This is a genomic window from Mycolicibacterium arabiense, from assembly GCF_010731815.2.
GTDB lineage: Bacteria > Actinomycetota > Actinomycetes > Mycobacteriales > Mycobacteriaceae > Mycobacterium > Mycobacterium arabiense.
In genome coordinates this window covers 2,346,271-2,370,369 of the sequence record NZ_AP022593.1, presented here as the reverse complement: position 1 = coordinate 2,370,369, position 24,099 = coordinate 2,346,271, and the positions used below count along the sequence as shown (strand labels likewise).

At 69.7% G+C, this 24,099-nt stretch carries 26 protein-coding genes; 18 read left to right on the top strand and 8 right to left on the bottom strand.

The window, feature by feature from the left end; genetic code table 11:
- Nucleotides 1-2: 2 nt before the first annotated feature.
- A complete protein-coding gene (locus G6N61_RS13095) occupies nucleotides 3-557 on the bottom strand; it encodes an NfeD family membrane protein (RefSeq protein ID WP_163918915.1) in 555 nt (184 codons plus the stop codon).
- Nucleotides 558-864: 307 nt separating this feature from the next.
- Between G6N61_RS13095 and infA the strand changes: the two genes are divergently transcribed.
- The 8 genes from infA to truA all read left to right on the top strand — a co-directional run bounded on the left by infA (nucleotide 865) and on the right by truA (nucleotide 5,626).
- A complete protein-coding gene (infA, locus tag G6N61_RS13090; RefSeq protein WP_005140011.1) occupies nucleotides 865-1,086 on the top strand; it encodes a translation initiation factor IF-1 in 222 nt (73 codons plus the stop codon).
- Nucleotides 1,087-1,165: 79 nt separating this feature from the next.
- The gene (rpmJ, locus tag G6N61_RS13085; RefSeq protein ID WP_003879483.1) at nucleotides 1,166-1,279 is read left to right on the top strand and encodes a 50S ribosomal protein L36; all 114 of its coding nucleotides are present in this window, start codon (nucleotides 1,166-1,168) and stop codon (nucleotides 1,277-1,279) included.
- Nucleotides 1,280-1,459: 180 nt separating this feature from the next.
- Nucleotides 1,460-1,840 (top strand): 30S ribosomal protein S13, encoded by a 381-nt coding sequence (rpsM, locus tag G6N61_RS13080; protein ID WP_163918914.1) that lies wholly within the window; start codon nucleotides 1,460-1,462, stop codon nucleotides 1,838-1,840.
- Nucleotides 1,841-1,846: 6 nt separating this feature from the next.
- The gene (gene rpsK, locus G6N61_RS13075) at nucleotides 1,847-2,263 is read left to right on the top strand and encodes a 30S ribosomal protein S11 (RefSeq protein ID WP_163918913.1); all 417 of its coding nucleotides are present in this window, start codon (nucleotides 1,847-1,849) and stop codon (nucleotides 2,261-2,263) included.
- 20 nt (nucleotides 2,264-2,283) lie between these two features.
- Nucleotides 2,284-2,889, top strand: a complete 606-nt coding sequence (rpsD, locus tag G6N61_RS13070) for a 30S ribosomal protein S4 (RefSeq protein WP_163918912.1) — start codon at nucleotides 2,284-2,286, stop codon at nucleotides 2,887-2,889.
- A gap of 105 nt (nucleotides 2,890-2,994) precedes the next feature.
- Entirely contained in the window at nucleotides 2,995-4,047 is a 1,053-nt protein-coding gene (locus tag G6N61_RS13065) for a DNA-directed RNA polymerase subunit alpha (RefSeq protein ID WP_163918911.1), read from the top strand.
- A gap of 96 nt (nucleotides 4,048-4,143) precedes the next feature.
- On the top strand, nucleotides 4,144-4,743 hold the full coding sequence (gene rplQ / locus G6N61_RS13060) for a 50S ribosomal protein L17 (RefSeq protein ID WP_163918910.1): 600 nt from the start codon (nucleotides 4,144-4,146) through the stop codon (nucleotides 4,741-4,743).
- Nucleotides 4,744-4,756: 13 nt separating this feature from the next.
- On the top strand, nucleotides 4,757-5,626 hold the full coding sequence (gene truA, locus G6N61_RS13055) for a tRNA pseudouridine(38-40) synthase TruA (protein WP_163918909.1): 870 nt from the start codon (nucleotides 4,757-4,759) through the stop codon (nucleotides 5,624-5,626).
- On the opposite strand, the gene G6N61_RS13050 is transcribed toward truA, so the two are convergent.
- The 5 genes from G6N61_RS13050 to G6N61_RS13030 are packed head-to-tail and all read right to left on the bottom strand — an operon-like array spanning nucleotide 5,623 to nucleotide 9,479.
- On the bottom strand, nucleotides 5,623-6,273 hold the full coding sequence (locus G6N61_RS13050) for a cutinase family protein (protein ID WP_163918908.1): 651 nt from the start codon (nucleotides 6,271-6,273) through the stop codon (nucleotides 5,623-5,625). The genes truA and G6N61_RS13050 overlap by 4 nt on opposite strands.
- Before the next feature lie 52 nt (nucleotides 6,274-6,325).
- Nucleotides 6,326-7,036: a cutinase family protein gene (locus G6N61_RS13045; protein ID WP_163924799.1), complete on the bottom strand. Its 711-nt coding sequence runs from the start codon at nucleotides 7,034-7,036 to the stop codon at nucleotides 6,326-6,328.
- A 26-nt stretch (nucleotides 7,037-7,062) separates the two neighbouring features.
- Nucleotides 7,063-7,740 carry a cutinase family protein gene (locus G6N61_RS13040; protein WP_163918907.1) on the bottom strand — a complete coding sequence of 226 codons (678 nt, stop codon included), beginning with the start codon at nucleotides 7,738-7,740 and terminating at the stop codon, nucleotides 7,063-7,065.
- A 24-nt stretch (nucleotides 7,741-7,764) separates the two neighbouring features.
- The gene (locus tag G6N61_RS13035; RefSeq protein WP_276078465.1) at nucleotides 7,765-8,400 is read right to left on the bottom strand and encodes a cutinase family protein; all 636 of its coding nucleotides are present in this window, start codon (nucleotides 8,398-8,400) and stop codon (nucleotides 7,765-7,767) included.
- Nucleotides 8,401-8,450: 50 nt separating this feature from the next.
- On the bottom strand, nucleotides 8,451-9,479 hold the full coding sequence (locus tag G6N61_RS13030; protein ID WP_235887520.1) for an EamA family transporter: 1,029 nt from the start codon (nucleotides 9,477-9,479) through the stop codon (nucleotides 8,451-8,453).
- Between the two features lie 102 nt (nucleotides 9,480-9,581).
- On the opposite strand from G6N61_RS13030, the gene G6N61_RS13025 reads away from it, so the two are divergent.
- Nucleotides 9,582-10,133 carry a CGNR zinc finger domain-containing protein gene (locus G6N61_RS13025; RefSeq protein ID WP_163918905.1) on the top strand — a complete coding sequence of 184 codons (552 nt, stop codon included), beginning with the start codon at nucleotides 9,582-9,584 and terminating at the stop codon, nucleotides 10,131-10,133.
- 50 nt (nucleotides 10,134-10,183) lie between these two features.
- Nucleotides 10,184-11,578, top strand: a complete 1,395-nt coding sequence (eccB, locus tag G6N61_RS13020) for a type VII secretion protein EccB (RefSeq protein WP_163918904.1) — start codon at nucleotides 10,184-10,186, stop codon at nucleotides 11,576-11,578.
- Here eccB and mycP read toward each other — a convergent pair.
- Both mycP and eccD read right to left on the bottom strand, forming a co-directional pair.
- Nucleotides 11,540-12,880 (bottom strand): type VII secretion-associated serine protease mycosin, encoded by a 1,341-nt coding sequence (gene mycP / locus G6N61_RS13015; RefSeq protein WP_407666486.1) that lies wholly within the window; start codon nucleotides 12,878-12,880, stop codon nucleotides 11,540-11,542. The two genes, eccB and mycP, sit on opposite strands and share 39 nt — an antisense overlap.
- On the bottom strand, nucleotides 12,865-14,109 hold the full coding sequence (eccD, locus tag G6N61_RS13010; protein ID WP_163918902.1) for a type VII secretion integral membrane protein EccD: 1,245 nt from the start codon (nucleotides 14,107-14,109) through the stop codon (nucleotides 12,865-12,867). The genes mycP and eccD overlap by 16 nt, the downstream gene beginning before the upstream one ends.
- 166 nt (nucleotides 14,110-14,275) lie before the next feature.
- On the opposite strand from eccD, the gene eccCa reads away from it, so the two are divergent.
- The 8 genes from eccCa (at nucleotide 14,276) to rpsI (ending at nucleotide 24,033) form a co-directional block, all read left to right on the top strand.
- Nucleotides 14,276-17,878, top strand: coding sequence for a type VII secretion protein EccCa (gene eccCa / locus G6N61_RS13005; protein WP_235887518.1), 3,603 nt, complete (start codon nucleotides 14,276-14,278; stop codon nucleotides 17,876-17,878).
- The gene (locus G6N61_RS13000) at nucleotides 17,875-18,999 is read left to right on the top strand and encodes a type VII secretion-associated protein (RefSeq protein ID WP_163918901.1); all 1,125 of its coding nucleotides are present in this window, start codon (nucleotides 17,875-17,877) and stop codon (nucleotides 18,997-18,999) included. The genes eccCa and G6N61_RS13000 overlap by 4 nt, the downstream gene beginning before the upstream one ends.
- Before the next feature lie 90 nt (nucleotides 19,000-19,089).
- Nucleotides 19,090-19,413 (top strand): WXG100 family type VII secretion target, encoded by a 324-nt coding sequence (locus tag G6N61_RS12995; RefSeq protein WP_163918900.1) that lies wholly within the window; start codon nucleotides 19,090-19,092, stop codon nucleotides 19,411-19,413.
- A 28-nt stretch (nucleotides 19,414-19,441) separates the two neighbouring features.
- Entirely contained in the window at nucleotides 19,442-19,738 is a 297-nt protein-coding gene (locus G6N61_RS12990) for a WXG100 family type VII secretion target (protein WP_163918899.1), read from the top strand.
- 131 nt (nucleotides 19,739-19,869) lie between these two features.
- Nucleotides 19,870-21,153, top strand: coding sequence for a helix-turn-helix domain-containing protein (locus G6N61_RS12985; protein ID WP_163918898.1), 1,284 nt, complete (start codon nucleotides 19,870-19,872; stop codon nucleotides 21,151-21,153).
- A 142-nt stretch (nucleotides 21,154-21,295) separates the two neighbouring features.
- Nucleotides 21,296-22,819 carry an aldehyde dehydrogenase gene (gene adh, locus G6N61_RS12980; protein WP_163918897.1) on the top strand — a complete coding sequence of 508 codons (1,524 nt, stop codon included), beginning with the start codon at nucleotides 21,296-21,298 and terminating at the stop codon, nucleotides 22,817-22,819.
- Between the two features lie 252 nt (nucleotides 22,820-23,071).
- Complete coding sequence (gene rplM, locus G6N61_RS12975) at nucleotides 23,072-23,515, top strand: 50S ribosomal protein L13 (protein WP_163918896.1); 444 nt, start codon at nucleotides 23,072-23,074, stop codon at nucleotides 23,513-23,515.
- A 68-nt stretch (nucleotides 23,516-23,583) separates the two neighbouring features.
- Entirely contained in the window at nucleotides 23,584-24,033 is a 450-nt protein-coding gene (gene rpsI / locus G6N61_RS12970; RefSeq protein WP_235887630.1) for a 30S ribosomal protein S9, read from the top strand.
- Nucleotides 24,034-24,099: the final 66 nt, after the last annotated feature.

Below are 24,099 nucleotides of genomic sequence, written 5' to 3'. Positions count from 1 at the left end.
AATCAGTGCCTTTCCAGCGGTGGGTCGGTGTCGGGAACGCCGACGACGCGCACGGCGTCCGCTTCGACGTCGGAGATGTAGACGCGGGTGGACTTGAGCAGCGCCTGCGGTTCGTCGGTGACCGCGCGTGAGCGCACCCGGTTGCCCTCGGGGTCGACGAAGGAGACTTCACCCCACCCGTCGACGGGGATTTCCAGCGTGACGGTGCCGAGCGTGCCGATGTAGGACAGTCGGCCGGTGTGGGAGTTGGACTGCTGGCGGCGCAGGTAGGGCAGTGCCACCCCCTGCAGGAGCAGCAGCAACACTGCAGCGCTTCCGACGGCGATGCCACCGGTGACCACGGGGCCGAGTCCGGCCCACGTGGCGATCAGGCCGCCGGCCCCGGCACCGAGCAGCGCGGCCGAGATGCTGGTGAGGCTGAGAAAGGGCATGCCGTCGGTCGACGACCCGTGGCCGGCGCCGGCGTCTGCGCCGCCCCCGCCGATCTCTGCCAGCAGCAGTGACGCCAACACGGCGATGCCGCCGACGACGAACGCCACCACGTACACCGCAGTCAACTGACCCCCTTCAGTCGTGCGTCGGCGTCGAGACGACCCGCCGCGCAGCCTGCCCCCGTCCCCGGTGTTGATGATCTTGCCATCGGACCGCTACCGGCGGCGACGGTGATTTTGGGCAGGACGCCGAAGCGAGTAGCATGGACCAACGGTGCGGCTTCCGCGCCGACTTTCTGCGTGCACTGCCTCTGGACCATCGAGATCGTCGATGGAATCCACCCGGTCCGGATCACGTTCCTAGTCGGATCGAAGGTTGCGCTGAAACGGGCGTAAACGAATACGAAACCAAAAGCAAGGATCGCCACACAGTATGGCCAAGAAAGACGGTGCCATCGAGGTCGAGGGCCGCGTTGTCGAACCCCTGCCCAATGCGATGTTCCGCATTGAGCTGGAGAACGGCCACAAGGTACTCGCCCACATCAGCGGCAAGATGCGGCAGCACTACATCCGCATCCTGCCCGAGGACCGGGTCGTCGTGGAACTCTCCCCGTACGACCTGACCCGGGGCCGCATCGTGTACCGGTACAAGTAACCCACGTCCCGACCGATACCAAGAGCAGGGACACGCGTTCGCGCGAGTTCCCCAATAGACCCAGAAGGATCGACCAGCCGTGAAGGTGAACCCTAGCGTCAAGCCGATCTGCGACAAGTGCAGGGTGATCCGCCGGCATGGGCGGGTCATGGTGATTTGCTCCGACCCTCGCCACAAGCAGCGGCAGGGCTGACACAGCCCTCGATGAGCGCTTGCGCGAAGAGCGCAGGTACAGCACCACCCACAACTGAATGCAGACCTCCCAGTACCAGTGGGCGAGTACGTCGCTCATTCAACGTCCGGCACGGAGGCCGGACCCCGTGAGGGGAACGGACTGGGACAAGACCTCCGCAAACAGAAGGAACACTGCCTGATGGCACGCCTATTGGGCGTCGATCTCCCGCGTGACAAGCGCATGGAGATCGCGCTGACCTACGTCTACGGCATTGGCCGTACCCGCTCACAGCAGATCTTGGACGGCACCGGCATCAGCCGGGACCTGCGCACCAAGGACCTCACCGACGACCAGGTGACCCAGCTGCGCGACTTCATCGAAGGCAACCCCGACATCAAGGTCGAGGGCGACCTGCGTCGTGAGGTGCAAGCCGACATCCGCCGCAAGATCGAGATCGGCTGCTACCAGGGTCTGCGGCACCGCCGCGGTCTCCCGGTCCGCGGCCAGCGCACCAAGACCAACGCGCGCACCCGCAAGGGTCCCAAGCGCACCATTGCCGGCAAGAAGAAGGCCAGGTAACCGCACATGGCACAAGCGAAGAAGGGCGGCACCGCCGCCAAGAAGGGTCAGAAGACCCGCCGCAAGGAAAAGAAGAACGTCCCGCACGGCGCCGCTCACATCAAGAGCACCTTCAACAACACGATCGTCTCGATCACCGACCCCCAGGGCAACGTCATCGCCTGGGCGTCGTCGGGACACGTGGGCTTCAAGGGCTCGCGCAAGTCGACGCCGTTCGCCGCTCAGCTCGCCGCCGAGAACGCTGCCCGCAAGGCGCAGGAACACGGCGTCAAGAAGGTCGACGTCTTCGTGAAGGGTCCGGGCTCCGGCCGCGAGACCGCCATTCGTTCGTTGCAGGCCGCAGGCCTCGAGGTCGGTGCGATCTCCGACGTCACCCCACAGCCGCACAACGGCTGCCGTCCGCCCAAGCGGCGCCGGGTCTAGGTAGAGGAAGGATTTAGAGAATGGCTCGTTACACCGGACCCGTCACGCGCAAGTCGCGTCGCCTGGGCGTCGACCTCGTCGGCGGAGATCAGTCCTTCGAGAAGCGCCCCTACCCGCCCGGCCAGCACGGTCGCGCGCGGATCAAGGAGAGCGAATACCGCACGCAGCTGCAGGAGAAGCAGAAGGCCCGCTTCACCTACGGCGTGATGGAGAAGCAGTTCCGCCTCTACTACGAGGAGGCCAACCGTCACGCAGGCAAGACCGGCGACAACCTGCTCCGCATCCTGGAGAGCCGGCTCGACAACGTCGTGTACCGCGCCGGGCTCGCCCGCACGCGTCGCATGGCCCGTCAGCTCGTCAGCCACGGCCACTTCCTGGTCAACGGCGTGAAGGTCGACATCCCCAGCTACCGCGTGTCGCAGTACGACATCATCGACATCAAGGAGAAGTCGCTCAACACGCTTCCCTTCGAGTTGGCGCGGCAGACCGCGGGCGACCGCCCAATCCCGGGCTGGCTGCAGGTCGTCGGCGAGCGTCAGCGGATCCTCGTCCACCAGTTGCCCGAGCGTGCGCAGATCGACGTGCCGCTCACCGAGCAGCTCATCGTCGAGCTCTACTCGAAGTAATCGTTGCGCGGCCGTCGGCCGTCGTAGCAGTTGGTCGGCCGCCCGGCCGGCCAACACCCAGTCGGCATCAAATAGCGGATGTCGAGAAGGAGATAGAGAAACACCATGCTGATTTCACAGCGCCCCACACTGTCCGAAGAGACCTTGGCCGACAACCGGTCCAAGTTCGTCATCGAGCCCCTGGAGCCCGGCTTCGGGTACACCCTGGGCAACTCGCTTCGGCGCACGCTGCTGTCGTCCATCCCGGGCGCAGCGGTCACCAGCATCCGCATCGACGGCGTGCTGCACGAGTTCACCACCGTTCCCGGGGTCAAGGAAGACGTCACCGACATCATCCTGAACCTCAAGGGCCTGGTCGTGTCCTCGGAGGAGGACGAGCCCGTCACCATGTACCTGCGCAAGCAGGGCCCGGGTGCGGTCACCGCCGGTGACATCGTGCCGCCGGCCGGCGTCACGGTGCACAACCCCGACATGCACATCGCGACGCTGAACGACAAGGGCAAGCTCGAGGTCGAGCTCGTCGTCGAGCGCGGCCGCGGTTACGTGCCCGCCGTGCAGAACAAGGCGTCCGGCGCCGAGATCGGCCGCATCCCGGTCGACTCGATCTACTCGCCGGTGCTCAAGGTGACCTACAAGGTCGAGGCCACCCGCGTCGAGCAGCGCACCGACTTCGACAAGCTGATCCTGGACGTCGAGAGCAAGAACTCGATCACCCCGCGTGACGCGCTGGCTTCGGCCGGCAAGACGCTGGTCGAGTTGTTCGGTCTGGCACGGGAACTCAACGTCGAGGCCGAGGGCATCGAGATCGGGCCGTCGCCGGCCGAGGCCGACCACATCGCCAGCTTTGCGCTGCCGATCGACGACCTCGAGCTGACCGTCCGGTCGTACAACTGCCTCAAGCGCGAGGGCGTGCACACCGTCGGCGAGCTGGTGTCGCGCACGGAGTCCGATCTGCTGGACATCCGCAACTTCGGCCAGAAGTCCATCGACGAGGTGAAGATCAAGCTGCATCAGCTCGGTCTCTCGCTGAAGGACAGCCCGGCCACGTTCGATCCGTCGGAGGTCGCCGGCTACGACGTCGCCACCGGCACCTGGAACAGCGATGCAGGTTACGACCTGGACGACAACCAGGACTTCGCCGAGACCGAGCAGCTCTAACCGCCCGGGATATTCCCACCCAGCTTCGCCCGCCCGAACACAACCGTCCCGGTTCTACCTGACACGGGAACCGGCCCCATTTAGGAGATAGTCGCAATGCCCAAGCCCACAAAGGGTGCCCGTCTCGGCGGGTCGTCCTCGCACCAGAAGGCGCTCCTGGCCAACCTGGCCACGTCGCTCTTCGAGCACGGCCGCATCAAGACGACCGAGCCCAAGGCGCGGGCGTTGCGGCCGTACGCCGAGAAGCTCATCACCCACGCCAAGAAGGGCACGCTGCACAACCGGCGTGAGGTGATGAAGAAGATCCGCGACAAGGACGTCGTGCACGTCCTGTTCGCCGAGATCGGACCCTTCTTCGCCGACCGCGAGGGCGGCTACACCCGCATCATCAAGGTGGAGCCACGCAAGGGCGACAACGCCCCCATGGCCGTCATCGAGCTGGTGCGGGAGAAGACCGTGACCAACGAGGCCGACCGGGCACGCCGCGTGTCGTCGTCCAAGCAGCCGGTTGCCGCCGCGGCAGCGCCGCAGGCAGCCGTCGAGCCCGAGGCCACCGACGGCCCCGTGGTCGACGAGGGCACCGAAGCCGACGCCAGCGTCGCAGTGACCGAGGCCGAGGATGCCGCAGTCGACGACGCCCCGGCCGCTGACGCCGACGCCGATGCCGACGAGGCCAAGGCCGACGACGCCAAGTAACGAAGCACGCACCATGCCCGTCATCGATTCCGATGGCGGGCATGTTGCGTTCACCCGGCTTCGCCTCGACATCTCCTACGACGGCACCGATTTCGCCGGCTGGGCGACACAGGCCGGGCAGCGCACGGTCGCCGGGCTGATCGACGAGGCGCTGTCCACGATCTTTCGCAGCCCCATCGTGACGCGGGCGGCGGGCCGTACCGACGCAGGCGTGCACGCCACCGGGCAGGTGGCCCACGTCGACATCCCGGCCGACGCGATCCATCTCGCCCACCCGCGCACCCCGCGCGCCGGGGATGCCGAGTTCCTGCCGCTTGTGCGGCGTTTGGCGAAGCTGCTGACCGACGACGTCCGGGTGCGCGACGTGGTGCGGGCTCCGGACGGGTTCGACGCGCGGTTCTCGGCGCTGCGCAGGCACTACGAGTACCAACTATCGACGGCACCGTTCGGGGTGGAGCCCCGCGCCGCCCGGTTCGTCACGCCGTGGAATCGACCGCTGGACCTCGACGCGATACGCGAGGCATCGCGAGAGCTGTTGGGCCTGAACGACTTCGCGGCATTCTGTCGACCCCGCGAGGGTGCGACGACCATCCGCGATCTGCAGCGGCTGGACTGGACGCGCGACGGCGACCAGCTCACCGCCCACGTCACCGCCGACGCATTCTGCTGGTCGATGGTCCGTTCGGTGATCGGTGCGCTGCTGGCGGTCGGCGAGGGCAGACGCGAACCTGCCTGGTGCGCAGGGCTACTCAGCTCGACGGGTCGGTCGAGTGAGTTCGCCGTCGCCCCAGCGCGTGGACTGACCCTGGTTGCCGTCGACTACCCGTCCGACGACCTGCTGGCAGCACGCACCTCGGTGACGCGCGACGTCCGCCGCGGTTAGATCTTGCTCGCGGTGAAGTCCACCGCGTTGCCGATGCCGCCGGTCAGCAGGTAGGCCAGCTGGAGGTGGCTCAATGCCGCCGGGCCGCCCGAGCAGATCGGATCGCCGGGGTTGCATACGTCGATCGACTTGCCGTTGAAGGCCGGGCCGGGGGTCACCGGGATGTTCAGCAGCCGACTGGCGTTGCCGATCAGTACGACTGCCGCGATGTGCTGATCGGCGCCAGGCGGGAGCGTGTTGTTCAGTACGTCGTTGGTGACTGCGGCGCCCAGCGAGTAGCCGCCGACGACGATCTTCGTGTTGGGGCAGTTGTCGACGATTGACCTGATCTGCGACGTCATGTCCGAGACGCCGGGACCGACGTCCTGGTGGGCGGGGTAGTTCACCGGTGAGGCCGCGATGTCGCGCCCGGTCTTGTCCCGCAGCTGCCCAACGAACGCCTGGCCGACGTCACCGAGTCCGGGCGCTTCGTCTGTGCCGCGGGCGAATACGACGTTCACGTCGGCGCACGGCGATGCAGTCGCGGTCGGCAGCGACCCGTCGGGCGAACCCAGGGCGATTGTTCCGCCCAATGCTCCTGCCGCGATCACCGCGGCTCCCGAGATGATCGCCAAGCGGCGGCGCGTTTGTCCGAAGTTCGATGTCACCACACCGATGGTATCCGTCGGAGAGCGTTGCTCGTTACAACGAGCGGCGGCCTCAGACCCGACCGGCGGCGAAGTCCACTGCCTGGTTGACCATGCCCGCCTCGATGTACGCGGGGGCCAGGTGGTCGGGCCAGTTGTTCTCCCACGTGTTCGGGTCGGCCGGGTTGCAGACCGGATCCGCCCCGTGGCACAGCTCGATGGTCCGCTCGCGGTAGAGCGGGTTGAAGTTGGTGATGGGGCCGATCCAGGCGGACCCGTTGCCGAACAGGGCGACGGCCGCGATGTGCTGGTCGGCGCCGGGCGGCAGGGGTTGGTCGAAGCCGAAGAACGCGAACGGCAGCGCCAGCGCGACGTCGGTGACGGCGGCGCCCAGCGAGTAGCCGCCGAGCACGATGCGGGTGTCGGGGCAGGCCGCCATGGTGCTCTTGATCCGGCGGCTCATGTCGTTGGCGCCCACGTCGATCTCGTTGTCGGCGGGGTACTGCACCGCGTACAGGTTGACGTTCTTGCCCGTCTTCTTGCGCAGGCCGTTGGTGAAGGCGTTGCCGATCTGCCCGGCGCCTGCCGGCTCCACGCGACCGCGGGCGAAGATCACCTCCACGGCGGGACAGGCTGCCGATGCCGTCGGGATCGAACGGCTGCTTACGATGCCAGGCGCGACCAGTAGTGCGCCTGCGACGAGTGCGATGACGACGGGTGCGATGACGTGGCGACGGATCACCGCACCGATGCTAGCGGAGTGTTTTGACGAGTTCGTAGGCATCGACGTGGGCATTGGCGCGCTTCGGGCTACAGCAAACCGGCGATGAAGCCGGCAGCCTGATCGGTCGGCCCCGGAGCGTAGGCGCGGTGTGCCGGGACGCTCTCGCCGTTGAGTTGGCAGACCGGGTCGTCGAAGTTGCACAGGTCGATCGAGCGGCCGGCCCACACCGGGCTGGTGGTCAGCGGGAGCCCGAGCTTTGCCGAGGGATTGCCGAACACTGCGATACCCGCGACGAAGTCCGGGGTGTTGGGCGGCAGCGGGTTGGTGAAGCCGATCGCCGGGATCGGCACCGCGGCGATCACGTCGACCACGGCAGCGCCCTGGGAGTAGCCACCGAGGACGAGTCGGGTGGTCGGGCACGCGCCGATCATGTACTGGATGTGGGCACTGGCGTCGTTGGCGCCGGCCGCAGCCGCCAGGAAGTCGTAGCTTGCCGGGTAGTTCACCGCGTACGCGCCGACCGACCGCCCGCCGACCTTGCCGCGCAGCGAGTCGACGAACGCACCACCGATGCGGCCGAGGCCGGGTGCTTCGTCGGTGCCGCGTGCGAACACCACCTCGATGTCCGGGCAGTCGGCGGCCGAGGCGGTGCCGAGTCCGCCGACGGGCGACGTGGCGGCGACCGGCGCGACGAGCAGTGCGCCCGCGGTCAGGGTGGCGGCAGCAACGGCGACGAGAGCGCGCCGGACAAGATCAAGGGGCACGCTGAATGGTAACGCCTAAACAGGCTAAACAAGTCCCGCGACGAAGGCGGCGGCCTGCGGGATGAAGGGCGACGTCTCGTAGTCCGAGTGCGCGAAGGGGTTGCGACCGCGGGAGCAGATCGGGTCGCCGTCATTGCAGAGGTCGATCGCCCGTCCCGCGAATGCGCCGCTGCCGTTGAGCGGGAGGCTGAACTTCGCCGACGGGTTGCCGAACACGGCAACCGCGGCGACCATGTCGTCGAGGCTGGCAGGCAGGGGGGCGGCCGAGCCCACGTCGCCGATCTTGTTGCCCAGGGGCGGAACGCCCGCGAGCATGTCGACCACTGCCGCGCCCTGCGAGTAGCCGCCGAGCACGACGCGGGTGTTGGGGCAGCCTGCGGCCAGGGCCGTGATGCGTGCCGTGGCGTCGTCGGCGCCCTCGGCCGCGGTGAGGAAGTCGTAGGTCGCCGGGTAGTTCACGCCGTACGCGGACACCGTGCGGCCACCGAGTTGGGGTGTCAGCGCGTTCACGAAGGCCTGGCCCACCCGCCCGATGCCTGCGGGTTCGCTGGTGCCGCGGCCGAAGATGACCTCGACGTCCGAGCAGGCGGGCTCTGCGACCGCGGGTGCGGCGGTCACGACGGCTGCCACTGACGCGACGGATGACACGAGGGCCGCCAGTCGGACAGCCGTTTTGATCGAGATCACGCCGTCATCTTCACATATGGATGTCAGCTACGCCGAACGGTTTGCTCTATGTCAGATGACCCGGTGGGTGTCTCCGGCCAGGTTGCCGCGTCGACCTTCTCGGTGCGGTCGCCCTGGCGTGCGAGCGTGAGACCCAGCAGCACGACGGCGCCGCCGATGGCTTGCGTTACCGAGATGGCCTCACCAAGCAGCGCCCACGCGGCGAGCACGGCGAACAGCACCTCGGACAGCCCGACCAGCGAGGCGAAGCGTGGGCGTAACCGAGCGATGCCGATGATGCCGAGGGTGTAGGCGATGGCGGTGGGTATGAGTGCCAGGAGGATCACCGGCACCAGCCATGACGTGGTCCAACCGGCAATGACGGTCTGATTGGCGGTGAACGTCATCGGCATCACACCGGACGCGCCGAGCAGGGCGACCGCGGCGGCGCCGACGACGAGACCGCCCGCGGCCAGCGTGATGGGTTCCAGGCCGGTGCCGTCGTCGTCGCCGCCGCCCACCTTGTCGGATAGCAGGAAGTAGCAGGCGGCGCAGACGGCCGCGGCAAGGCCGAAGCCGACGCCGACGAGGTTGATGTGCGCGCCGGCGAACACGTCGAGGACGCCCATGATGCCGACGATGGCGAGTGCGACTCCGGCCAGGACGAGGTTGCTGGGCCTGCGCCGGGTGGTCGCCCACAGCCAGCCGACGACCAGCAGCGGTGCGGTGTATTCGAGCAGGAGCGCGACGCCGACCGAGAGGTGTGAGACCGCGTTGTAGTAGAAGAGCTGGGCTCCGGCGATCGGTACTAGGCCGTACGCGATGACGGTCTTGGCGTGCCGGAGTGCCTCGCGGACCCAGTTCGGCCGCATGATGGAGGCGAACACGGCCATCGCCACGGCGCCACCGGCCAGCCGGGCGGTCACCGCGGCGGTCGGCGTCCAGCCTGCCTCCATCAGCGACTTGGCCAGGGGGCCCGACATGCCGAAGGCGAGCGCGGAACCAACCGCGAACAGGAGGCCGACTCGAAAATGGCCGGCAGTCTGCGTGCGGTCCGATCGGGTCGCGGTCACGAGCCACCTCCATCATCTCGGCGACGGATCTCACGAACGGGATTGTCATGAGTAAAATCCGTGTTGCTCATGACGCTAGCCGGGAAGGGAGTCAGGAGTCAAATGATTTTCAGTCATGACACCGAACTGACCCTGCGCGCTGCGTGCGTCCTGATCAACACCGACCGCGTGGACGGGGAACGGCTGGCCGAAATGGCCGCCCTCGACGAGTACCTCGACGGCTTCGGCTGGACGGGCCGCCGGGACCGCGACGACGCAGAACTCGCGTCCGTGCGCGGACTGCGTGAGCGGCTCGGCGAGATCTGGGCCGTTGCCGAGGACGAAGAGCGCACCGTGGAGCAGGTGAACGCGCTGCTGTCGGACACCCGCGCCGCACCGTGGCTCACCCGCCATCCCGAGATGCCCGAGTGGCACCTGCACCTCGCGTCCGTCCAGGACCCGTTGTGGCAGCGCATGGGCGCCGAGATGGCGATGGCCCTGGCCGACCTGATCCGAGTCGGGGAGTTGCGCCGGCTCAAGATCTGCGCGGCGTCCGACTGCGAGGCGGTACTGGTCGATCTGTCCCGCAACCGCTCCCGCATGTTCTGCGACACCGGCAACTGCGGTAACCGGCAGCACGTGGCCGCCTATCGGGAGCGGCGGAGCAAGAATTAGGTGACTCGAGGGATCACCGCTGCCGGTTAGGGTCGGTGGCGGGGGATTCAATGGCCGGTCACACGTCGTCGTGGATGCAGTTGAGCGCACAACGATTCCGCGTGCGCCGCCTGGAACACGCACTGGTGTGCAGAGACGTTGCGATGCACGACGATCCACTGCGGTCGCAATCCCTGGCCTTCGTCGCGGGAGCGGTGCTGGCGGTGATCGTCGTCGCGGCGTGCGTCGTCGTGGCCGTCGTCCGACCGCACGGCACGGTGGGGTCGGCTCGGATCGTGCTGGTGCGCGAATCCGGCGCGCTCTACGTGCTCATCGGCGAGACGTGGCATCCCGCTGTGAATCTCGCGTCGGCGCGGCTCATCACGCGCAGCGCCGACGAACCCAGGGTGGTGGGGGAGCGTGCGCTCGACGGCGTCCGGCGGGGCCCGGTGGTCGGAATCCCCGGTGCGCCCGATCCGCTCGGTGTGCCGCAGGCCTGGGACGTCTGGACTGTGTGCGATGGCGTCGACACCGTCGTCGCCGCGGGTTCGGGTTCGTCGCCAGCCGACCACTTCGACCCGGATCGCACCGTACTCGTCACGCCCCGTGGCGAAGGGCCGGCGCTGACGTACCTGCTCTACGAGGGGCGCCGCGCGAGGGTCGACCTGCGGGAGACCGCCGTCGTGCGCGCGCTGCGGCTCGATCACGTTGTGCCGCAGCCAGTATCGCGAGCCCTGCTCGACACCGTCCCGGAGGTGGCGCCAATCACCGTGCCCCGGATCGATGGGGCGGGGCAGGCGGGACCGGGCGCCGTCGGCGAGCCGGTCGGCTCGGTCGTGCGGGTGCTGGGAGCAGCAGGGGCCGAACACTACGTGGTACTGGCCGACGGCATGCAACGCGTCGGCGAGGTCGCAGCCGACGTCATCCGCTTCGCCCGTGCCGAGTCCACCGCCGTGGCAATCACGGTGGCGCCGGCCGCCGTCGCCGCCACCGCGCTGGTCGACCGGCTGCCCGTGGCGGACTTCCCCGCTCGTGCCCGTCCGGTGGTCGGTGCATCGAGTGAACTCGTCTGTGCCCGGTGGCGCGCCGGCACCGCGGACGCACCCTCGACGACGACCGTCCTCGTCGGCGCGGCACTGCCCGCAGACGCCGACACCGTCGCGCTCGCGCAGGCCGACGGCGCAGAGCCGCGGGTCGACCGGGTTCGGCTGCCGCGCGGCCGCAGCTCATACGTGGCATCGTCGCCGATTCTCGGGCCGGGTGGCAACACCGGACCACGGCACCTCGTCACCGACGCCGGCGTGGTGTTCGGCGTGCGCGATGACGCCGCAGCGACAGCGCTCGGGTTGCCCAGCGCGCCGGTGGGTGCGCCGTGGCCGGTGTTGGCGTGGTTGCCCCGTGGACCGGAACTCGCCATCGAGGACGCGTCAGTCGCGCGTGACGCCCCGATCGCTACCCCGCGCTGACCGGTTGCGCGGCAACAGGATCGCCGCGGCCGCGACCGCGATGCACACGGCGGCGCCCGCGAGTGCCACGCCGCGGGTGCCCGTGGCCGGGGCCGGCAGGGCCGCCGGGCCTGCCACCGCGACGGGCTGTGCGGGCACGGGTGGCGCGGACCCCGCGCTCACCGCGGCGAGGGCGTCGACGACGCCGTGGCCCACCAGCGGGTTCCACCCGGACGACGGCCGCAGTGCGGTGTCCTCGATGCGTTGCATCACCTGCCGGGCCGTGAGTTCCGGTGAGCGGGACCGTACGAGTGCGGCGACGCCCGCTACGACGGGCGCGGCGTAACTCGTTCCGGACAAGGGTGCCTCACCGGACGCGCCGGGCACGACGTCGGTCAGCCCGTCCCCGTCCGGGGCCAGTGACACGACGTCTTCGCCGGGTGCGGCGACGTCCACCCAGGGCCCGGCGAGGGTGAACGCCGACGGGCGCCCGTCGCGGTCGACGGACCCGACGGTGAGGACGTAGTCGTCGTACCACGACGGGCTGGCCGCGACGCCGACGCCGTCCCAGTCCGGCGTCCCGCCGTTCGTCGGGTTCTGCCCGTCGCACCCGCCGTCCCCGCCGGTGTTCCCGGCAGCGGCGACGACCACGACGTTCTTGACGTCGACGGCGTAGGCCAGCGCTGCGCCGAGTGCCTCGTCGGCGATGGACAGGTCCGCCGACGCGCACGCGACGGTCGACACGTTGATGACCGTGGCGCCGGCGTCCGCGGCCGTGCGCACGGCGGCGGCCAGTGTCCGCACGTCGCCGACGCCGCCGGTGGCCTCGCCGGTGCGTCGGAATACCGCGCTGGACTGTCGGATGGTGAGAATGGCTGCGGCGGGAGTGATTCCGGCGAAGTCGTCGGCCGGTGCGGCGCCGATGATGCCCGCGACGAAGGTGCCGTGCGCGTCGCAGTCCTCGGTGCCGTCACCGTTCGAGACGTAGTCACCGCCCGCCAGCAGTCTCGGCAGCAGGCGATGCCGGGCGACGCCGGTGTCGATCACGGCGACCGTCTGACCGGCACCGTCGGCGAGGCGCCACAGCGTCCGCAGTGAGGCCAGCGGAAACTGCGGGCGACCCGCCCCGCCTGCCCCGGGATCCACCGATCGGCAGGGTGCGCTTCGTTCGGTGGGTGCGGGCGGGGCCGGCGCGGCAGCCACGGGCAGGGCGGTCGGGTCGACCGGTGGCGGCACCACCGCAGCCGCGCTCGCGGGTCCTATCGTCAGCAGCAGTGTCGTCAGTGCCACTGCTGGTGCGGATCGCGTCACGGCGCGTACCAGCCGCGCGCCGCCGCATAGAGGCCGCCCACCCAGCACGCCAAGGGGATCACGGCTGCGAGGGAGGCGTACTCGGCCGCGGCGGCGACACGCCGCACGGCAGGTCCCGGCGCGTGCACCGCGTTGGCGAGGAATCCCAGACCGACGAACACCAGCGCGTAGCCGGGCGCCACCGCCGGCGCGGCAGCGACGGATGCTGCCAAAGACGCTATGGCGCAGCAGGTTCCGGAGACAATCAGTGCCACCCGTCGCGGCCAGTCGGCATGCGCTCTGGAGCGCAGCCACATGGCGACCGTCACCGCCCCGGTGAACGCCGCGGCCGCACCGTCGTGCGACGCAACGGCGACCACGACCGCACCCACTGCCACCGCAGAGGCGCATCCCGCGGTCAGGCCGTCGAGGATGGCGTGCGCGCGGCAGGCTGCCCCGTCCTCGGCGACGTCGGCACTCAAGCCCGACGTCGCCGCGGCGATCCGCGCCGACGCACCCAGCAGCGCGAGCGCAACGACCCCCGTGACGGCACCCACCGTGGACGCGTGCATCGACCAGGCGGTGCCGGCTCCGGCGGCCACGGCGAGGATGGCCGAGAACACTCCGCAGGCAACGAGAATCGGACTGAGCCGTTCGGTCCACCGCGACAGCACCACGGCCGCAGTGCCCGCCGCCACCGTCGCCAGCACTACGTTGGCCGCTGCGGGGCCAGCGGGAACGGCGAGGAAGCCGGTCCCCGCCCACGCGGCGACGGCGGCTGCGGCCATGACGTCCCGCCGGAGCGTCACCGCCCGCGCCGTCGCGACGACCGCCGCGGCTGCGGCCACGACCACCGGAAACCACCGGTCCGAGCCGACCACGCCGAGCCAGCCCGACGCAGCAACGGCGATGACGATCGCGGCGGCGCCGAACGCGGTGACGTCCACCGGAGCAGCCGAGGGGCGATCGTTCGCCGTGACGGCCGCGTGCGCCGGATCCCACGGGCTGTCCTCGGGCAACCGGGGCGACTCGGACACCAGCAGCAGGACGTCGCCGTCGCGGATGCCGTTGTCACCAAAGGTCAATCCTTCGTCGACCGGCGTACCCGACGGCCGCAGCAGCCGCCACCGCCTCCCGTCGACCGTTGCCGACCGGCCGGCCAGCTCGACGATGTCGGGCAGGAACGCGACCACGGGCGACGACGTCGGCAGCACCAGGTCGGCCTCACTGGTGGTGTCGCCGTCGTCCGCGTGGATGGACAACCGGCACATCGGCATCGACTCACCCCCTCGGTCCGTGGAACCCTTACCACGACGCTAGCGGACCCGGGAACCGCCGCCGTGCACTGAAATTCGACGAGAAATCGATGGAACCGAACGCACTGCGAGCGCGTCTTACGATGCGATGGAGACGATGAAGGCCGGGCGCATGACTGCGCCCCCGATGGACGTCGGCGACGTCGCGGTGGATGCGCCGCCCGACGTTCCGCGCGCCGCGCCTGCCAATCCGCTGGCGCGGCTGCTGCCGTTGGTCATGCTGGTCGCCGTTGGCGGGATGGCCGCGCTGTACTTCACGTCGGGGGCGACGTCACGCGGCCCGACGATGCTGTTGTTCCCGGCGATGATGGCCATCTCGGCCCTGGGGTCGGTGGCCTACGGCATGCGCGGGACCCGGCGGTCGGCCGAGTTGAACGAGGACCGGCGGCGCTACCTGCGCTACCTCGATGCGTTGGACGACGCGGTGGTGCGGACGGCGCGGGCGCAGCAGCACTGTCTGCACTGGCGCCACCCCGACCCGTCGGCGCTGTGGAGCCTGGTCGGCGGTCCACGGACCTGGGAGCGCGGACCCGGTGACGACGACTTCGGCCACGCCCGCGTCGGCGTGGGCACACTGGGTCTGTCCACCACGCTCGTCGCACCGCGCGGGGGACCGGCCGACGACGCCGACCCGGTCACCGCCAATGCCGTGGCGCGCCTGCTGGCCCACAGGTCGACGGTCGAGGGTCTGCCCATCGCACTCGATCTGACCGAGCACCGCCACGTCTCGCTGCGCGGTGACGTCGACTCGGCCCGCGCCACGGTCCGCGCGGTGCTGTGTCAGCTCGCGACGTTCCACCGTCCAGGGGACCTGCGAATAGTCACCGTCACCAGCGACGCAACGGCGTGGGAGTGGCTGAAGTGGTTGCCGCACAACGGTGGTTGGTACCGGCGGCTCGACGCTGCCACTCGGCGCGGCGCGCGACACTTAGTCGTCGTGTCCGACGGTGGCGCGGTCGGCGCCGCCGTGGCCGGTGACGGCGTCACCGTGGTGGAACTCGTTGCCGGAGCGGCGGCAGTAGAGATCCTGGCCGGGGACCGGGCCCTCGAGTGCACGCCCGATGGTCTCGCCCTGGACGAGGCGATCGTGTGTGCCCGCCGAATTGCCTCGCTCGGCGTCCACGCCGTGGACAGTCGCCGGCTGGTTTGGGCCGACCTGCTGGGCATCGGCGACCCAGCCGAGTTGGACCCGGTTCGTACCTGGCAGCCCCGCCTCGGCGCACGGCGGCTGCGGGTGCCGGTCGGCGTCGCCGCCGATGGCACGACGGTCGAGCTGGATCTGAAGGAGGCCGCACACGGGGGCATGGGCCCGCACGGATTGTGCGTCGGCGCAACGGGTTCTGGGAAGTCCGAACTGCTCAGGACGCTCGCCCTCGGTCTGGTCGCCACGCATTCACCCGATGCGCTCAACCTCGCGCTCGTCGACTTCAAGGGCGGCGCGACGTTCCGCGGCTTCGAGCAGATGCGTCACGTCGCGGCGGTCATCACCAATCTCGCCGACGAGGCGCACCTGGTGGCCCGGATGCGCGACGCACTGGCCGGCGAGATGAACCGGCGACAGGAACTGCTGCGCGCCGCAGGGAACTTCGCGAGCATCACCGACTACGAACACGCCCGCACCACGGGGGTGGCGCTGGCGCCGCTGCCGACGCTGCTGATCATCGTCGACGAATTCTCCGAACTGCTCACTCAACAGCCGGACCTGGCCGAACTGTTCGTCGCGATCGGGCGGGTGGGGCGTTCCCTCGGCATGCATCTGCTGCTGGCCAGCCAGCGCCTCGACGAGGGACGGTTGCGCGGGCTCGAGTCGCACCTGTCCTACCGCATCGCGCTCAAGACGTTCTCGGCGGCCGAGTCGCGAGCAGTCCTGGGCACGCCCGATGCGTACGAACTGCCGAACCGGCCGGGCATGGCGTACCTCAAGACCGCAGACGGCAACCTCGTCGGGTTCCGGGCCGCCCACGTCGCGGCGCCGGCCACGCCATCGACCGCACGCGGAGGCGAATGCGACGGAGCCCCAGCGCTGTTCACCGCGGCGTTCGGTCCCGTCGAGACGACGCCTGCTCCCGCGACGAGCCGCTCCCTGCTCGACGTCGTCGTCGACCGCCTGTCCGCACACGGGCGGCGCGCGCACGCCATCTGGTCGCCACCGCTGACGACCTCGCCCGATCTCGGCGAACTGCTACCCGTCGTGCCCTCGGCGGACACCCTCACCGTGCCCATCGGCGTGGTGGATCGGCCGTTCAAGCAGCGCCGCGACACCTTGGTCGTGGACCTCGACGGGGCGGGCGGCAACGTCGCGGTGGTCGGCGGGCCGCGGTCGGGCAAGTCGACGGCACTGTGCACGCTGGCACTCGCACTGGCCGCCACCCGGTCACCAGCCCGGGTGCAGGTCTACGGGCTGGACTTCGGTGGTGGCGGCCTCACCGGGATCCGCGCGCTGCCACACGTCGGATCGGTGGCCGATCGGTTCGAAGCCGACCTCGCGCAACGCATCGTGTCCCGGGTCCACGACGTGGTCCGGCGTCGGCAGGCCCGACTGCGCAACGGCGCCAAACACTTCGAGGCCGATGACGACCACGGACACGTGTTCTTACTGATCGACGGCTGGGCGACCGCGCGCCGCGAATTCGAGGCCCTTGAGGCATCGGTCTCCGAACTCGCCGGGCAGGGACTCTCCGTCGGCGTCCACGTCGTGATCGCGGCGTCGCGGTGGGCCGACCTGCGACCAGCGCTCAAGGACCAGCTCGGAACGCGCATCGAGCTACGCCTTGGGGACCCCGCCGAGTCGGAGATGCACCGCGCGAAGGCCAAGACGCTGGTCGGTCGGCCGGCAGGTCGCGGCATCACCCAGGACGGGCTCGAGCTGGCGATCGCTCGACCGCGGCTGGACGTCGGTGACGGCGACGCGCCGCTCGCCACGGCGGGTGCCCGCCTGGCCGAGCGGTACGGCGCGGTGCATGCGGCTCCGGTGCGCCTGCTCCCCGCGCGAGTCGATGCGGCCGAGATCGCCTGCGGCGGCGCATCTGCGGCGGTTCTACCCCTCGGCGTCGGTGACGGCGATCTGCAGCCGGTCGCGGTCGACTTCGGCGACCGGCCGCATCTGGTCGTGATCGGTGAACCAGGTTGCGGGAAAACCTCCGTGCTGCGAACGCTCTGTCTGGCGGTCGCGCGAGACGCCGAGATCGTGGTCGTCGATCCCCGGCGCGCTCTGCTCGGCGTCCTGGACGACGACGGCTCGACCACCCGCTACGCAGCGTCGGGGGATGCCGCGCGGGCGCACGTCGCGGACCTCGTCGCCATGCTCCGTTCGAGGCTGCCGGGACCGAGAGTCACGCAGCGGCAGTTGCGCGACCGGTCCTGGTGGTCGGGACCGGACGCCTGGGTGGTCGTCGACGACTACGACCTGGTGGCCGACGTCGCGTCGGGCAATCCATTGGCGGCTCTGCTCGAGTTGATCCCACACGCAACCGATCTCGGATTGCACGTCGTCATCGCTCGTCGGTCGGGCGGCGCGGCCCGCGCGATGTTCGACCCAGTGTTGGCACGGCTGCGAGACCTCGGCGCGATGGGCCTGATGATGAGCGCACGACCCGACGATGGTCCACTGTTCGGCTCACTGCGGCCCTCGCCGCAACCGCCGGGTCGCGGCGTCCTGATCCGACCGGGCAGTCCCGACCGACTGGTGCAAGTCGCGTGGACGGATCCGCCGTGACGGCCGCGTGCGTCGTCCTCGTGGGCCCGACCGACGTCCGCAGTGCGCACCCCTTGCCTCCCGAGGCTGCCGAGGAGGCGGTGGCGTGCATCGACGACCGATACGCGTTGGTCGACGACGCCGTGGTGTCCGTCGACGACCTGTGGACCGATCTGCTGCGCCGCGCAGCGGGACCGTCGCCCAATGAGGTGGAGCTGGTCGTGCCGTCTTGGTGGCCGTCCCCACGGACCGACCGGGTCGCGGCCGCTGCGGCACGCGCCGGTCTCGAGGCACGCGTACTGCGCCGGTCAGAACTGATGCGGGACAACGTGTCCCATGTCGTCGAGGTGGCGCCCGAACTGGTCGTGGTGCACCCACCGCACGGCAGCCCCGACGTCGTCGCGAGAGTGGCAGAGCCCGCCCTGGTCGTCGATGCCGTCGTCGACCTGCTGCGCCACGGTGACCTCGTCACCGTCGATGATCCGGTGAGGGACTTGGGCACGGAGATCGCCGAGCGGCTACGGGCGCAACACGTCGAGGTCGTCGAGTTCGACGACGCGAGCCTCGTGGACGCGGCCGCGCCCGAACGCCCGGCCGAGGACCGTCCATCGAACCGCACGCGGTGTCGGGCAGTGGCAGCGCTCGGTGCGGCCGCCACGGTCGCCGCGCTCGCGACCGCGAGCCTCTGGCCGTCCGATGTCGAGCGGTCACCTCCGCGGACATGGCTCGCGGAGGGGCGCGTAACCCTGGAGGTTCCCGCCGACTGGGTGACCGAGCGAATCGTGGACGGACCGGGATCGGCGCGCGTGAGGGTCTCGGCTCCAGACGACCGGCGCCACGCCATGCACGTCACCCAGTCCCCGGTGCCCATCGGACAGTCCTTGGGCGCGGCGGCCGAGGTGGTCCGCACCGCGCTGGCTGAGCAGCCCGACGGGGTCTTCACCGAGTTCGAGCCGTCGGCGACCGTCGCGGGCCTGCCTGCCATCACCTACCGCGAGAACCGACCGGGTGCCCGGGTGCGGTGGACGCTGCGACTCGACGGCCACGTGCGCATCGCCATCGGCTGCGAGGCGGCGACCGACGTGCCCGCGCCGGACGAGCACTGCCTGCACGCGATCCGCACGGCACGCGAGTGGGCATGAAATAGGCACGCAGGCAATGGAACCGAACGCTTGCCCACCGCGTCTTAACTCTCGAGGTCCCAACTTCCAAGACCGAACGAAGGGAACATCATGACCAACCCCACCGGCGGCGCGCTGGCCACCGACCTCGACTTGATGGTCACCGTCGCCAGCCGCATCGACGCACGCAACGACGAGGTGCGGGCCATGCTCGGGTCGTTCATCGGCCAGATGACGAGCGTTCCAGCGTCGGTGTGGGGTGGGGCGGCGGCCACCCGGTTCGCCGGCGTCGTCGAGCGCTGGCACGCCGAGTCCGCGACTCTGCAGACCGCGCTCGCCCGCATCGCGGAGACCATGCGGCTCAACGAGCGCACCCTGCGGGAAGCCGCCGACACCCACGCCGACGGCATAGCGGCCGCGACCGCGGCCCTGTGACACCCAACCCGACGAGAATGGAGCACCCGTGGACCCGGTTCTGTCATACGACTTCAGCCAGATCGAGCACACCGTCCGACAGCAGATCCACGCCACGTCGGCCCGGTTCAACGCTGCGCTGGACGACCTGCGCGCCCAGATCGCCCCACTGACCGCCGTGTGGACCCGCGAGGCGGCCGAGGCCTACCGCATCGAACAGGCGAGGTGGGACCAGTCGGCGGCAGCGCTCAACGACATCCTGTTCCGCCTCGGCAACGCCGTTCGCGACGGCGCCGACGACGTCGCGGCCACCGACCGCCGCGCCGCCACGGCCTGGGGCGCCTAGCCCCGGCCCACGAACCCCTGGGCGGCTTCGGAGGTGGAGAGGACCTTCGGAGCCGCCCAGTGCGGGCTGCGGCTGCGTTACGCTGGCAGCACGCGTGTCACCAGGGAAAACAGGCACGCGCCAGGAGCGTGATGGCCGTGGCCGACCAGGCAGCCCGCCGGGGAGACGACCCGCGTTCGGCCGTGCGCGCAGTACACGACCTCTTCGTCGCCGGGCAGATCGACGCCAGCCACCTCGACACCGTGCCCGTGCGCAGGGTCGTCGCGGAGAGTTGGCAGCGCAGCCTGGCCACCGGCGTCGACCCCGATCGTGGCGGCGCCGAGCAGCCGGCCACGCGCACACTCGACGAGCTGCGTGCCAGCCACCCGCTGGCACCGGCCCTGCCGGTGATCCGCAGGCTGCTCGTCCGCGACGCATCCGAGGCGGGCGTGGTCGTCGCCGTGACCGCCGCCGACGGAACGCTGCTGTGGGTCGAGGGCGATCCGCACGCGTTGCGACGGGCCGAGGCGATGAACTTCGCCGCAGGCGCCGACTGGAGCGAGCGGCGGGCGGGCACCAACGCGCCGGGTACCGCGCTGGCCCTCGATCGCGAGTTGCAAATCCATGGCTCCGAACACTTCTCGCGCATCGTGCAACCGTGGAGCTGTACCGCGGTGCCCGTGCACGACCCGGTCACCGGCGTCCTGCTCGGCGCCATCGACCTCACCGGCGGCGCGGAGGTCGCCACGGCGCAGACACTGGCACTGGTGCGCGCGACCGCCGTCGCCGTCGAGAACCACCTCGCCCTGCTCGCGCTGACCCGTCAGGTTGCGCCGCTCACGACCCGGCCGCGGCTCACCGTGCTGGGCGCGGACCGCCCGCGGTGGACCGTCACCGGCGCCGACGGCCGCTCGCACCCGTCGACCCTGACGGGCAGGCACGCCGACATCCTGGTGCTGCTGAGCCGCCATCCCGAGGGCGTCAGCGCCGACCGGCTCGCAATGATGTTGAACGACAACGACCTCGACGCCGTGACCATCCGCGCCGAGGTCTCGCGACTGCGCCGCGTCATCGGTGCCGACCGCGTGGCGTCGCGGCCCTACCGCCTGCTCGCCCCGATCGACTCCGACGCCGCCGACGTGCTCGACGCGTTGCGCCGCGGGGACGTGGCCGCCGCGATGAATGCCTACCCCGGCGAACTGCTCCCGCAGTCCGTCGCGCCTGCCATCGCCCGGCTGCGCACCGAACTGTCGACGAGCCTGCGCGCGTCCGTGCTCGCGACGGGCAGCCTCGCGCTCCTGCGCCGCTGGCTGGACCTGCCCGAGGGACGCGACGACCGCGAGGGCTGGCGCATCCTGCACGACAGCGCCCCCGGATACTCGGAGCGGGCGACGGCCCGCGGCCACCTGGCAGGCCTCGACCTCGACATCGGGTGACGACCGCACGATTCGTTCGATGCAACCGTGCTGCAACGGTCGACTCCGTACCGTGAGTGACGGAGGACACACTCCGCCTCGCCGTGGGCGACACGTCGCCCGCGCGACGACGAGAGCCACTTTCATCAACGCAGGAGAAGACATGACCGAGTACGCGCGCCCCGGCGCCGAGGGCGCCCTGATGTCGTTCCAGAGCCGCTACGAGAACTACATTGGCGGCGAGTGGGTCGCACCCACCAAGGGCCAGTACTTCGAGAACCCGACGCCGGTGACCGGCCAGACGTTCTGCGAGGTCGCCCGCTCCGACGCGTCCGACGTCGACAAGGCGCTCGACGCCGCGCACGCCGCCGCACCCGCGTGGGGCAAGACCTCGCCCGCCGAACGCGCGGTGATCCTGAACAAGATCGCCGATCGCATCGAAGAGAACCTCGAGTCGATCGCGCTCGCCGAGTCGTGGGACAACGGCAAGCCGATCCGTGAGACGCTCAACGCCGACATCCCGCTGGCCATCGACCACTTCCGCTACTTCGCGGGTTGCATTCGCGCGCAGGAGGGTTCGCTGTCGCAAGTCGACGAGGACACCGTCGCCTACCACTTCCACGAGCCACTGGGCGTCGTCGGCCAGATCATCCCGTGGAACTTCCCGATCCTCATGGCCGTCTGGAAGCTCGCCCCGGCACTGGCCGCCGGCAACGCGGTCGTGCTCAAGCCCGCCGAGCAGACCCCGGCGTCGATCCTCTACCTGGTGTCGCTGATCGGCGACCTGCTGCCCCCCGGCGTGCTGAACGTGGTCAACGGCTTCGGCGTCGAGACCGGCAAGCCGCTCGCCTCGAGCAACCGGATCGCCAAGATCGCGTTCACCGGCGAGACCACCACGGGCCGCCTGATCATGCAGTACGCCTCGCAGAACTTGATCCCCGTGACGCTGGAACTCGGCGGCAAGAGCCCGAACATCTTCTTCTCCGACGTCATGGCCGAGGCCGACGACTACCAGGACAAGGCGCTCGAGGGCTTCACGATGTTCGCGCTCAACCAGGGCGAGGTCTGCACCTGCCCGTCGCGCAGCCTCATCCAGGCCGACATCTACGACGAGTTCCTCGCCTTGGCCGCGATCCGCACCAAGGCCGTGCGCCAGGGCGACCCGCTCAACACCGAGACGATGATCGGCGCTCAGGCGTCCAACGATCAGCTCGAGAAGATCCTGTCCTACATCGAGATCGGCAAGTCCGAGGGCGCGCAGATCCTGACCGGCGGCGAGCGCGCCGAACTCGGCGGAGACCTCAACGGCGGCTACTACGTCGCGCCGACGATCTTCACCGGCAACAACAAGATGAGGGTCTTCCAGGAGGAGATCTTCGGCCCCGTCGTCGCGGTCACCTCGTTCACCGACTACGCCGACGCGATGTCCATCGCCAACGACACCCTCTACGGCCTCGGCGCCGGGGTGTGGAGCCGCGACGGCAACACCGCCTACCGCGCGGGCCGCGACATCCAAGCCGGCCGCGTGTGGACCAACTGCTACCACCAGTACCCGGCACACGCTGCGTTCGGTGGCTACAAGCAGTCCGGCATCGGCCGCGAGAACCACAAGATGATGCTCGACCACTACCAGCAGACCAAGAACCTGCTGGTCAGCTACAGCAACAAGGCGCAGGGCTTCTTCTAGGCCCGGTTTAGCCGCCGAGCAGACGCCAACTCGCACCTTGGGACGCCCGAGCGTGCGAGTTGGTGTCTGCTCGCGGGCGGGGGAGCGCGTTTTGACCTGCGCTGATGGGCCCGGGTAAGCTGCCTCGTTGGCGTGTGCAGGCTTGCCGGAACCTTGGGTCTCCGTCGGTCGCCAAGGCATTTCAGCGCACACGTCGTGGACCGGCTCCCGGCTAGACCCGGGGATCAACCCGAGAGAAGAGAAGGTAGCGCTGTGCCTACGTACACGCCGAAGGCAGGTGACACCACGCGTTCGTGGTACGTCATCGACGCCACGGACGTCGTGCTCGGCCGGCTCGCCGTCGAAGCAGCCAAGCTGCTCCGCGGCAAGCACAAGCCGACGTTCGCGCCGAATGTCGATGGTGGCGACTTCGTCATCATCATCAACGCCGAGAAGGTCGCCATCGGTGGCGACAAGCTCACCAAGAAGTTCGCCTACCGCCACTCGGGTTACCCCGGTGGCCTGCGCAAGCGCACGATCGGCGAGCTGCTGGTCAAGCACCCGACCCGCGTGGTCGAGAACGCGATCGTCGGCATGCTCCCGCACAACAAGCTGAGCCGCCAGGTGCAGAAGAAGCTCAAGGTGTACGCGGGTCCGACGCACCCGCACTCCGCGCAGCAGCCGATTACGTTCGAGATCAAGCAGGTGGCCCAGTGACCGAGACGACTGAAGTGACCGAGGCTCCCGAGGCGACTGACGCCCCGGAGACCACCGACGGAACGTACGTGACCGAGTCCGCCGACACCGGCGCCGCCGAAGAGGCCGCTCCTCGCGAGCCGATCTACATCGACCGCCCAATCCAGACCGTCGGCCGCCGCAAGGAGGCCGTGGTGCGCGTGCGCCTGACGCCCGGCACCGGACAGTTCAACCTGGACGGCCGCAGCCTCGAGGCGTACTTCCCGAACAAGGTGCACCAGCAGCTCATCAAGGCGCCGCTGGTGCTCGTCGACCGTGTCGAGTCGGTCGACATCTTCGCCCACCTCGATGGTGGCGGCCCGTCCGGCCAGGCAGGCGCGCTGCGCTTGGCGATCGCCCGGGCGCTGATCATCGTTCAGCCCGACGATCGGCCGGCGCTGAAGAAGGCCGGCTTCCTCACGCGTGACCCGCGTGCCATCGAGCGCAAGAAGTACGGCCTCAAGAAGGCCCGTAAGGCACCTCAGTACAGCAAGCGCTGATCTTCGTTTCGCTGTGACCGCAAGCGTGCGCGTCGTGTTTCACTCGACGCGCACGCTTTCGGCATT